The sequence below is a fragment of the uncultured Algibacter sp. genome, assembly GCF_905480415.1.
Taxonomy (GTDB): domain Bacteria; phylum Bacteroidota; class Bacteroidia; order Flavobacteriales; family Flavobacteriaceae; genus Algibacter_B.
Map to the genome: position 1 here is coordinate 1 of NZ_CAJQQI010000003.1, position 10,244 is coordinate 10,244.

The window sequence follows — 10,244 nt, forward strand, 5'->3', positions numbered from 1 at the left end:
TTTTAATTTAAAACCAGAATCTTACCGAACATTAATTGCAAAAGGCATGGACATTAAAAATGCTGTAATGAAAGCCGATAAAGAAATTTTACATCCTTTTGAAAACGATTTGAGTTTTCTTTATGGTACTATTTTTATCAATAACAATAAACAATTATCTGGCAACGATAGCAGAAATGTTTGCATTTTTGCCGAAGGTGAAGTCGACAGATGTCCAACTGGGTCTGGTGTTTCTGGTAGAATGGCTATCCATAAGTCAAGAAATGAAATTGATTTTGGTGAAACTATGACTATAGAAAGTATTACAAATTCGGTTTTTAAAGGCTCAGTATTTTCTGAGGAAGACTTTGGCTCTTTTAAAGCAGTAATCCCTCAAGTTGAAGGAACCGCATACATTACCGGAATGCAAACCTTTGTAATTGATCCGAATGACCCTATGAAAGACGGTTTTATTTTAAGGTAAATAATCTATTATGCGCCGAATGGATTTTCAATACTATGCATTGGTTTTGTAAACCATTTTGGTCCTTCTTTGGTCATATATATATGATCTTCAAGACGGACTCCAAATTCATCTGGCACACAAATCATTGGTTCATTACTAAAACACATTCCCGGCTCTAAAACGGTTTCATTTCCTTTAACGATATATGGATATTCATGAATATCTATGCCTATACCGTGACCTGTTCTGTGTGGCAACCCTGGAATCTCATAATCTGGTCCAAGTTCATGAGATTCTAATATTTTTCTAGATGCCAAATCAATTGCAGCACAAGTATCTCCTAATTGAGAAGCATCAAAAGCAGCTTGTTGCGTTTCTTTTTCTATGTTCCAAATGCGTCGTTGTAAATCATTGGCTTTTCCATAAACATATGTTCGAGTGATATCTGATATATAATCATGCAGCATACAACCCGTATCTACAAGAACCATATCATTCATTTCAAGGTCTTTTGGCTTACTTACACCATGTGGAAATGAAGAATCCACACCAAATAACACAATACAAAAATAAGACCCTGACGAGGCACCATAGCGTTTATGAGCTTCATTAATAAAATCTTCAACTTCCTTAGCACTAATACCAACTCTTAAAATTCTAGCTACTGCTTTTTGAACTTCTAGAGTAATATTCATAGCGTGTTGCATAATGGCTATTTCTGCACCCGACTTAATCATTCTACAACCCGAAATAATTGGATTAGCATTACTTAATGTATATTCTATTGATGCTTTTAAAATGCCATCAGAGATGAAGAACGGTGTGGTTTCATCCATTAAAATGTCACCATCAGCTACGCCATTATCCTTAAGAATTTGAATAAATAATTGATAAGGACTTTCGTGTTCTTCCCAACAATTGACTTTCCCTTCAATTTTCATAAAATCTAAAACGGTGCCTTTTTCAAATCGAGGTGCTATATAATGAAGTTCACCATTTGGAAACAATAAAGCGCCCACCATGCGTTCACTAGAACCCCAATGTGTTCCTGTAAAATAAAACAAATTAGATCCTGCATGTAAGTATATAGTTTGAACATTTTGAGCTTGCATTAATTCACAAGCTTTATTAATTCGTAATTGAAATTCTTCCTTTTGAATGGGTTTAACTAAATGTCCATTCGATACGATTGCGTTTAATTCTATTTCTGCAGTTGACCCTCCAATTCCAATGGTGCTCATAGTGTATCTTCTTTTAATTATTCATTGAAGCTTCAATATCTTCAATTTCTATTGGCATAGCCTCCGTTAAATTAATATTCCCTTTTTCAGTAATTAAATAATCATTTTCTAAGCGACAACCAATGCCTTCCTCTGGAATATAAATTCCTGGCTCACAAGTTAATATCATCCCCGATTCAAATGGACGTGAATACAAACCAACATCATGCACATCTAATCCAATATGATGTGCCGTACCATGCATAAAATACTTTTTATATAAAGGCTTTTCTGGGTCTTGTTTTGAAACCTCATCAGCCTTCAACAACCCTAATTTTATTAATTCGGTCTCAACTAAATTTGCCATTTGTTGCTCATAATCAGATGATATAACTCCAGGTTTTAAAAGTTTACTTCCTTCTTTTAAGCAACGCAGAACTGAGCTATACACTTCTTTTTGTCTTGCTGAAAACTTCCCGTTTACCGGAAAGCAACGCGTGGTATCACTGTTATAATTTGCATAACAAACTCCAAAATCCATCAAAATCATGTCTCCATCATTGCAAATGTCATCATTGGTATTGTAATGTAACGCACAAGCATTTTTACCTGAAGCCACAATAGGTTGGAAGGCATGCCGTTTTGCTCCAGCCTTTATTAAATTATAGGTTAATTCTGCTTCTAACTCGTATTCTTTAATGTTAGGTTTACAAACTTTTAAAACACGTTTAAAAGATTCAATACTAATATTAGCAGCCTTTTTTAAAAGCCCAATTTCTTCATCAGATTTAATTTGACGTAACTCTCGTGTAATTTTTGCAGCCCGTAAATATTGATGCAAAGGATATTTTTCTTTACACCAACTAATCATTCTATCCTGTCTTGTTTGTTGGTCTTTGGTCGCCCGTTTTAAATATTCATTATGTCCTAAATAAAAACCATCAGCCTCAAAAGCCATATATTGTAGAGTCATTTCAAAATCTTGAATCCATTCTACGCGCTTAACCCCTGAAATCTCGCTTGCTTGGGCTTTAGTTAATTTTTCACCGTCCCAAATTTTAATATGGGCGTTGGTTTCTTTAATAAATAAAATTTCTCTGTTTTCTTTTTTATAAGCACCAGGATATAAAACCAAGATACTTTCTTCTTGATCAATTCCTGACAAGTAAAACAAATCATTATTTTGACTAAATCCCATTACATCATCGGCATTATTGTGCTTGACATCATTGGACGTTAAAATAGCAATGGTATTTACTATCATTTTAGAACAGAAATTAGATCTGTTTGTTATGAATAAAGTATTTGAAATCTGATTGTATCGCATAATTTAAAAAATTCTATCTGGATGATAATTATCTAATTCTAATGAAGGTTTTTGTTCCGAAATAATTTCTGATACTAATTTTCCTGTTGCGGTACCCATGCTCCAACCCATCATAGCATGACCTGCAGCAATAGTTAAGTTTTTACATTTTGAAGATTTACCAATATACGGTAATCCGTCTGGTGACACTGGACGTAAACCACTCGCTGCATTACTTTTTTCTTCAGAAGTTAAATTAATTTCTGGGTAATATCGTTTAACAGCATCAGCAATAGCTTCAACTCTAACTTTATTTATATCATGGTTAATGCCTGCAATTTCCATAGTACCGGCAAAACGTGTAAAACCATTCATAGGTGTTACCGCTACTTTTGCTTCGGCTAAAATTGCTGGTATTGAAATATTAGTTTGTTTTTCGGTATTTATTCTGTATCCTTTTCCTGCTTGAATCAATAGTTTTAAACCTGATTTTTTATTTAAAAAAGCGCTCCATGATCCTGCTGCTAAAACAAACTCGTCTGCTTTTAAAACTTGTTTATTGGTTTTGATTGTTGAAATTTTCTGGTTCTCAATCTCTATATCTTCAACCTTCTCGTTGGCATAAAAGACAACACCCTTATTTTTTAAATATGTTTTCATTTCATCCATAAACTCATGTGGTGTTGAATGAGAATCGCATTTATAATAAGTTGCTCCTTTTAGATCTAATGCTACGCTAGGCTCTAACTTTTTTAGTTCTTTTAGGCTAATTTCTTTTACATCTAAACCTTCCTGTTTAGCTATGTTAGCCGTATTTATTTCATCTTCTAATGCTTTATCGGTTTGACATAACATGAGCAAACCTTTCTTCTCGTAATGAAATGAAAAGTTTTCATCTCGCTTAATGTCATCATATAAATCTTGACTTAAAAGTGTAATTCTTTTAATCGTAGGAATTACTTTTTTAACATGTTTTGAATTGCATGATTTATTAAAAGCCAAAGTCCATTTTAAAAAATCTAAATTTAGCCGTGGTTTTATATAAAGCGGACTGGACTTATTAAGCATCCATTTCAAGCCTTTTTTCATGACACCTGGCGCAGACAAAGGAATAATATGACTTGGAGATAAGTAACCTGCATTCACGTAAGACGCACCAGAATCGAGGTTTGACTGATCTACAATAGTAACTTGATGCCCTTCTTTTTGAAGATAATATGCGGAACATAATCCTATTATTCCACCTCCAATAATTATAACTTTTTTTGACATTCTATTTAATTTTAAAAGATCTCGAAACAAGTTTATGATGAATGTATTCTTACAGATTAAATCACCTGAAACCCATGTGCATAAGGATCATCTTCGTCATCAATGATAATCGTATTGTATCCAAATATTTTTGCCCAACCTTTAATACTGGGAATAATAGCTGGCTTTCCATTTATAGTCGTTTCTTCTTCTACACGACCAATAAACTTGCTCCCAATATAACTTTCGTGAATAAAATCGGCTCCTTTTTTAAGTTTTCCTTTAGCATATAATTGTGCTAGAACCGCTGATGTTCCTGTTCCACAAGGGCTTCTATCTATGGCTTTATCACCATAAAACACCGCATTTCTTGCTGTTGATGTTGGGTCTAAAGTTTTACCCGTCCAAAGTACATGTGTTACATTTCGTATCGTGTCATTTTCAGGGTGAATAAACATATTAGGGTATTTCTTATTTATTCTTTGCCTAATCACTTGAGAATATTGAATGATTTGTCCAGCTGAAAAGTCATGAACTCCAGAAAAATTTTGTTGAGGGTCTATAATAGCATAGAAATTACCACCGTAAGACACATCAAAAGTTAGCTCTCCTAATTCAGGACAATCAACCGATAAATCTTGTGCAGCTAAGAAACTTTTCACGTTTACTAGACGAACCCAATCTACTTTATTCCCTGTTTGTTGATATTCAATTTCGACCAAACCAGCGGGAGCTTCCATAAGTATCTTCCCTGGAGTTTTAGGTATTATTAATCCTTCTTCAATAGCGATAGTAATCGTACCAATGGTTCCATGACCACACATGGGTAAACACCCTGATGTTTCAATAAATAATATAGAAAAATCATTTTCTGGGTTGTGTGGTGCATAAAGCATACTTCCACTCATCATATCGTGTCCCCGAGGTTCAAACATCAGTCCTTTTCGGATCCAGTCAAATTCTTTTAAAAAGTGCTGGCGTTTTTCACTCATGGTTTTGCCAACTAAATCTGGATATCCTTTGGTTACCACACGCACAGGGTTTCCACAGGTATGTGCATCAATACAAACAAATTTTGAGCGTGCCATTTATATTTTAGATGTCGTTCTTACATTATTAACTAATCTAGAAATCCCTAAAGGATTTTCGTTTTTTAATTCTATTGGAAGTAAATCGTTTGGCCAATCTTGATAACTAAATGGTCTTACAAATCGTTTAATCGAATCTACACCAACTGCGGTAAATCTTGAGTCTGTAGATGCTGGATAAGGTCCTCCATGAAGCATTGAAGGGCAAACTTCAACCCCTGTAGGCACGCCATTAAAAATAATGCGTCCAACCCTATTTTGCAAGGCATTTACTATTGAAGTAAATGTTCTAATTTCGTCATCATCAGAAATAATCGTTCCCGTTAATTGTCCTTCTAGATTGATAATTATTTCTTCTAATTGCTCTTTATTCTCACATTGAACTACTAGCGAAAATGGTCCAAAAACCTCGTGATGTAATATTGGATTATTTAGAAACGTATTTCCTTCAACAGTTGTAACAACTTGTCGAGCATAATTAGGTTTTACATCTTCATTATAACCCGCCAAAACTTTAATACCACTTTGAGACATGGCATTGGCTTTATTACTTTCATAAGCACCAGCAATATTTGGATGCAACATACATGAAGGTTCAACTTTTACAATTTCTTCAGCTAAAGTATTTACAAAATTTGTTAATCCTTCTGATTTTATGCCAATTATTAATCCTGGATTTGTGCAAAATTGTCCTGTACCTAAAGTTATAGATCCAGAATATATTTTTGCTAAATCTTCAGCTCTATTTTTTAGAGCTTGAGGTAAAATAATTACTGGGTTTACACTGCCCATTTCTGCAAGTACAGGAATTGGCTCATCACGTTTTGCTGCCAAATCAAATAATGCTCTTCCGCCTCTAATACTTCCTGTAAAACCCACAGCTTTTACATTTGGGTGCTGTACTAAAGCTTGTCCAACTTCTATACCACTACTATTAAGGTTTGAAAACACACCATTTGGCATTCCTGTTTTTTCTGCTGCTTTTATAACAGCAGCAGAAACCATTTCACCTGTCGCTGCATGCATAGGGTGTGACTTTACAATTACCGGACAACCTGCCGCAAGAGCTGCCGCTGTATCTCCTCCAGCTGTTGAAAATGCAAAAGGGAAATTGGATGCTCCAAAAACCACAACTGGACCTAAAGCTACATTCATTTTTCTTAAATCTACCTTTGGCATAGGCTGTCTATCTGGTTGTGCAGTATCAATTGAGGCATCTACCCAATTCCCTTTTTCTACATGGTTTGCAAAAGCTCGTAATTGGCCAAGTGTTCTTCCGCGTTCGCCCATGGCTCGCCCATTAGGCAATCCACTTTCTGAGGAATATACTTGTAGTAAGTCGTCGCCCAAAGCTTCAATTTCTTCAGCAATGGCTCTTAGAAATACTGCTTTTTTTTCTCCTGATATTTTAGAATAGGTTTTAAACGCTTCCGAAGCTAATTTTGCGGCTTGATTAACCTCGTTAGTTGATGCTTCTGTGATTTCCCATTCGTTTTCAATATTTAATAAAGGGTTAAATGTTTTAAACGTTTTGTTTCCTATTGCTGATAGTTGATTTCCGATGTAGTTTTTTCCTGTTATCATGCTTTATTTAATCTTTTTATGTGCGCTTCAATATGGATTGGTTTGTGAACCACTTTTGTTGATACTGGATATTTTTCTAATAAATTTTCTGGCCGAATTGGTCTTTTCTCAAATCCGCCCCCACAATTAGAGCAAACGTGCTTCAAAACATTGTCTATGCAGTTTTTACAAAAGGTGCATTCAAATGCACAAATCATTGCCTCTTGAGAATCAAATGGCAATGATTTATTACAATGTTCGCATGTTGGTCTTATTTCTAACATGTTGTTTTTGTGTTAAGGATTGAGGCATTTGTTTAAGCTCTTTTTTGTTTTTCTCAAAAAAAGCGAGTGCCGAAAGCCTGACCGCTTTTTGGAGCGGTAACACCCAATTTAATTATACTAAAATACTTAGATTTTTATAATCTGGCAATACGGGTCTTACCGCTAAAGCATCTTCGATAATTTTAGTTACACGTACTCGTTCATCACCTTTTAATACTAATCTTGGAGCTCTAACATATTCTGAACCAATATTTGTATGGGTTGAAGCTAGTTTAATATACTGGACTAATTTTGTATGTATATCTAGCTCTAAAAGTGGCATAAACCACCTATAAATAGCAAGGGCTTCTTTTATTCTACCTGCTTTTTGAAGCTCGTAAATAGCCACAGTTTCAGCGGGAAAAGCATCAACCAAACCAGCTACCCAACCATCGGCGCCAATAAGTAAACTTTCTAAAGCCAAAGTATCTACACCGCACATAATGGCTAATCTATCTCCAAAACGGTTTTTTATTCGTGCAATATTAGTAGTATCTCTGGTAGATTCTTTAACAGCTTGGATATTCGGACAGCTTTCTAAAAGCGTTTCGAACATATCTAAAGTTACTTCAATTTTATAATCTACGGGGTTATTGTAAATCATAATTGGTAATGATGTACTATTTGCAACAGCTTTAAAGTACTCTACAACTTCCTCGTCGCTTGCTTTGTAACGCATTGGAGGGAGCATCATAAGTCCTTTTGCACCATCTTCTTCAGCCGTTTTTGCTAAGGCTATTGCTGCTACGGTAGTTTGTTCTGCAATATTCATTAACACTGGAACTCTATCTTCTACTAATTCAACGGTTTCTCTGGTTAAAATACGTCGCTCTTCATCAGTTAACGTACTGGCTTCACCCAAGGTTCCTCCTAATACAATACCATGTACCCCAGCATCCAACTGTGCATGTATGTTTTTTCTAAATAATTGTAAATCCAATTCGTCATTTTCATTGAATTGGGTTGTTACTGCGGGCATTACACCTTTCCATTGAATACTCATAATCTTTAATTTTTGATAATATAAAATTACACTAGTATTCACATTTTAAAGAATGGTTTGTTAATCACAATACATACTATATTATCCATTTTAATATTAAATAATGGATATTTGAATATTATTTGTGTAATTTCGGGTTCTCAGTTTCAAAAGAAAATGAAAAATGATTTACTGAAATAAATTCAGCATAAGTGAAAGCACTACCCTTCAAAATTCCCAAACCAGAACAAGATGCTCTCGTTTATCAAGTTGATTACGGGACTTCTTTCTATGACAAACTACATCAACATAAAGAAATTCAGATTAGCTTAATTGTGGAAGGAGAAGGCACGCTTGTTGTTGGAGATTCAGTTAATGATTATGCAAAAAATGATGTTCTTATCATTGGTAGTAATATTCCCCACGTTTTTAAAAGTGATTATTCTGCTTCTAATAGCTTCCATATGATATCTTTATTTTTTACAAGAAATTCTTTTGGGTCAAGCTTTTTTGATTTGGAAGAATTGAAAGAAGTACAAGCTTTTTTTAAACGTGCTAAACATGGTTTTAAAATAGCTTCAAAACTAAAACAGATAAGTGCCTTTTTTTTTCAACTTGAAGAAAGCACCAAGTTAAAGCGCTTTTTAATACTTCTTCAAATTATAAAAATCACATCAAAGGCAAACTATAATAGCCTATCATCCTTTATTTATGATAAAACCTATTCGGATAATGAAGGGCAACGCATGCGGAATGTATTTGAATATACTATGAACAATTTTAAACAAGAAATTTCTTTAAAGACCATTTCTAACGTGGCTAATATGACGAAAAATGCCTTTTGTAAGTACTTTAAAAAACGTACTAATAAAACCTATATTCAGTTTTTAAACGAGCTTCGTGTAGAACACTCATGCCGACTGCTGCAATCAAACAATGATTTATCTATTATACAAATTGCAGAATGTGTTGGCTTTAATAACATGTCGAACTTTAACAGGCAATTTAAAGCTTTAAAAAGCTATAACCCATCCGAATTTAAAAAAATGCTGAATTAAAGTTTCTTAACGTAATCTGTGATAATAACGGTTAGTGTTGGACCAACTTTACCTTCAATATATTTTTCGTTTTCGTGGTCTAAACGAATATTTCTCACTGCAGTTCCCTGTTTTGCAACCATGCTAGAGCCTTTAACTTTTAAGTCTTTTATTAACACTACTGAATCTCCGGCTTGTAAAACAACACCATTTACATCTCTATGAATTAATTTTTCCGGATCTGCTTCACCCTCTCCTGTCGCTTTAGCAAATTCTAAAACATCATCTTCTAAATACATCATATCTAGCAAATCTTGTGGCCAACCTTCTGCTCTTAAACGAGAAAGCATTCTCCAAGCGGCTACTTTTACAGCATCTTGTTCGCTCCACATACTATCATTTAAACAACGCCAGTGGTTTGCATCTGTGGTTTCTGGGTCTTCTATTTGGTCAACACAGGTTTTACAGGCAACTAAAGACTTTTTTAAAGTTTCATCTTTTTGTGGCGCTAAAGTATGTATTTGTAAGTGCTCTTCGCTTCCACAGAGTTCACATTTATTATCAGCTCTTTTATATAATTCTCTATCTAAACTCATTTTCTACATTTTATTACTACAATGATACAGCTAAATAGAAGGTTCTACAAGTTAAGATTTACACGGTATCTTTTTTTTAAATAACAATAGTGCTAGTACTATTGTTGAAACTAATTGTTTGGTTGCTTTCATAATCTGTTAAAAATTAAAGTTAATATATTGGTAAAATTAATTACGACTTTAAGATTTTGGGCTATTTGATTATGCTAAAAATTCAATTAGGATGAAGAGAGAATCTAAATACACAATTTTATTATTCGATTATCAGACAATTACTCTTTATTTATTGTACTAAGGAATCTCTTAGCTTTTTGGACATCCCTTTAACGACCATGTCATAACTATGGTTTATAAGTTCTAAAATAAATTTTGGTTGTAATTCTCCTTTATAAATTGCAATAGTATTCCAATGAATATTGCTCACATAGGGACC

General features: G+C 34.1%; 10 protein-coding genes. 2 read left to right on the forward strand and 8 right to left on the reverse strand.

Translation table 11 applies throughout. From position 1 onward, the window contains the following. A partial coding sequence (locus QZ260_RS00170; RefSeq protein WP_295981384.1) for a proline racemase family protein occupies positions 1-463 on the forward strand: 463 nt, incomplete at its 5' end. Between the two features lie 8 nt (positions 464-471). Here QZ260_RS00170 and QZ260_RS00175 read toward each other — a convergent pair. The 7 genes from QZ260_RS00175 to QZ260_RS00205 all read right to left on the reverse strand — a co-directional run bounded on the left by QZ260_RS00175 (position 472) and on the right by QZ260_RS00205 (position 8,199). Continuing rightward, positions 472-1,686 (reverse strand): Xaa-Pro peptidase family protein, encoded by a 1,215-nt coding sequence (locus tag QZ260_RS00175; protein WP_295981388.1) that lies wholly within the window; start codon positions 1,684-1,686, stop codon positions 472-474. 13 nt (positions 1,687-1,699) lie between these two features. Then, the gene (locus QZ260_RS00180; protein ID WP_295981389.1) at positions 1,700-2,992 is read right to left on the reverse strand and encodes an aminopeptidase P N-terminal domain-containing protein; all 1,293 of its coding nucleotides are present in this window, start codon (positions 2,990-2,992) and stop codon (positions 1,700-1,702) included. Positions 2,993-2,995: 3 nt separating this feature from the next. Beyond that, a complete protein-coding gene (locus tag QZ260_RS00185; protein WP_295981391.1) occupies positions 2,996-4,243 on the reverse strand; it encodes an FAD-dependent oxidoreductase in 1,248 nt (415 codons plus the stop codon). 56 nt (positions 4,244-4,299) lie between these two features. After that, positions 4,300-5,310 (reverse strand): 4-hydroxyproline epimerase, encoded by a 1,011-nt coding sequence (locus QZ260_RS00190; protein ID WP_295981395.1) that lies wholly within the window; start codon positions 5,308-5,310, stop codon positions 4,300-4,302. Further along, on the reverse strand, positions 5,311-6,894 hold the full coding sequence (locus QZ260_RS00195) for an aldehyde dehydrogenase (NADP(+)) (protein ID WP_295981397.1): 1,584 nt from the start codon (positions 6,892-6,894) through the stop codon (positions 5,311-5,313). Further along, positions 6,891-7,157 (reverse strand): DUF1272 domain-containing protein, encoded by a 267-nt coding sequence (locus tag QZ260_RS00200; protein ID WP_295981398.1) that lies wholly within the window; start codon positions 7,155-7,157, stop codon positions 6,891-6,893. Before QZ260_RS00200 ends, QZ260_RS00195 begins: the two co-directional genes overlap by 4 nt. Positions 7,158-7,269: 112 nt before the next feature. Then, positions 7,270-8,199: a dihydrodipicolinate synthase family protein gene (locus tag QZ260_RS00205; RefSeq protein ID WP_295981400.1), complete on the reverse strand. Its 930-nt coding sequence runs from the start codon at positions 8,197-8,199 to the stop codon at positions 7,270-7,272. Between the two features lie 191 nt (positions 8,200-8,390). Here QZ260_RS00205 and QZ260_RS00210 point away from each other — a divergent pair, with 191 nt between their 5' ends. Next, positions 8,391-9,236, forward strand: coding sequence for an AraC family transcriptional regulator (locus QZ260_RS00210; protein WP_295981401.1), 846 nt, complete (start codon positions 8,391-8,393; stop codon positions 9,234-9,236). Here the strand turns inward: QZ260_RS00210 and QZ260_RS00215 are convergent. Continuing rightward, positions 9,233-9,811, reverse strand: coding sequence for an alkylphosphonate utilization protein (locus QZ260_RS00215; RefSeq protein WP_295981402.1), 579 nt, complete (start codon positions 9,809-9,811; stop codon positions 9,233-9,235). The genes QZ260_RS00210 and QZ260_RS00215 overlap by 4 nt on opposite strands. Between the last annotated feature and the right edge of the window lie 433 nt (positions 9,812-10,244).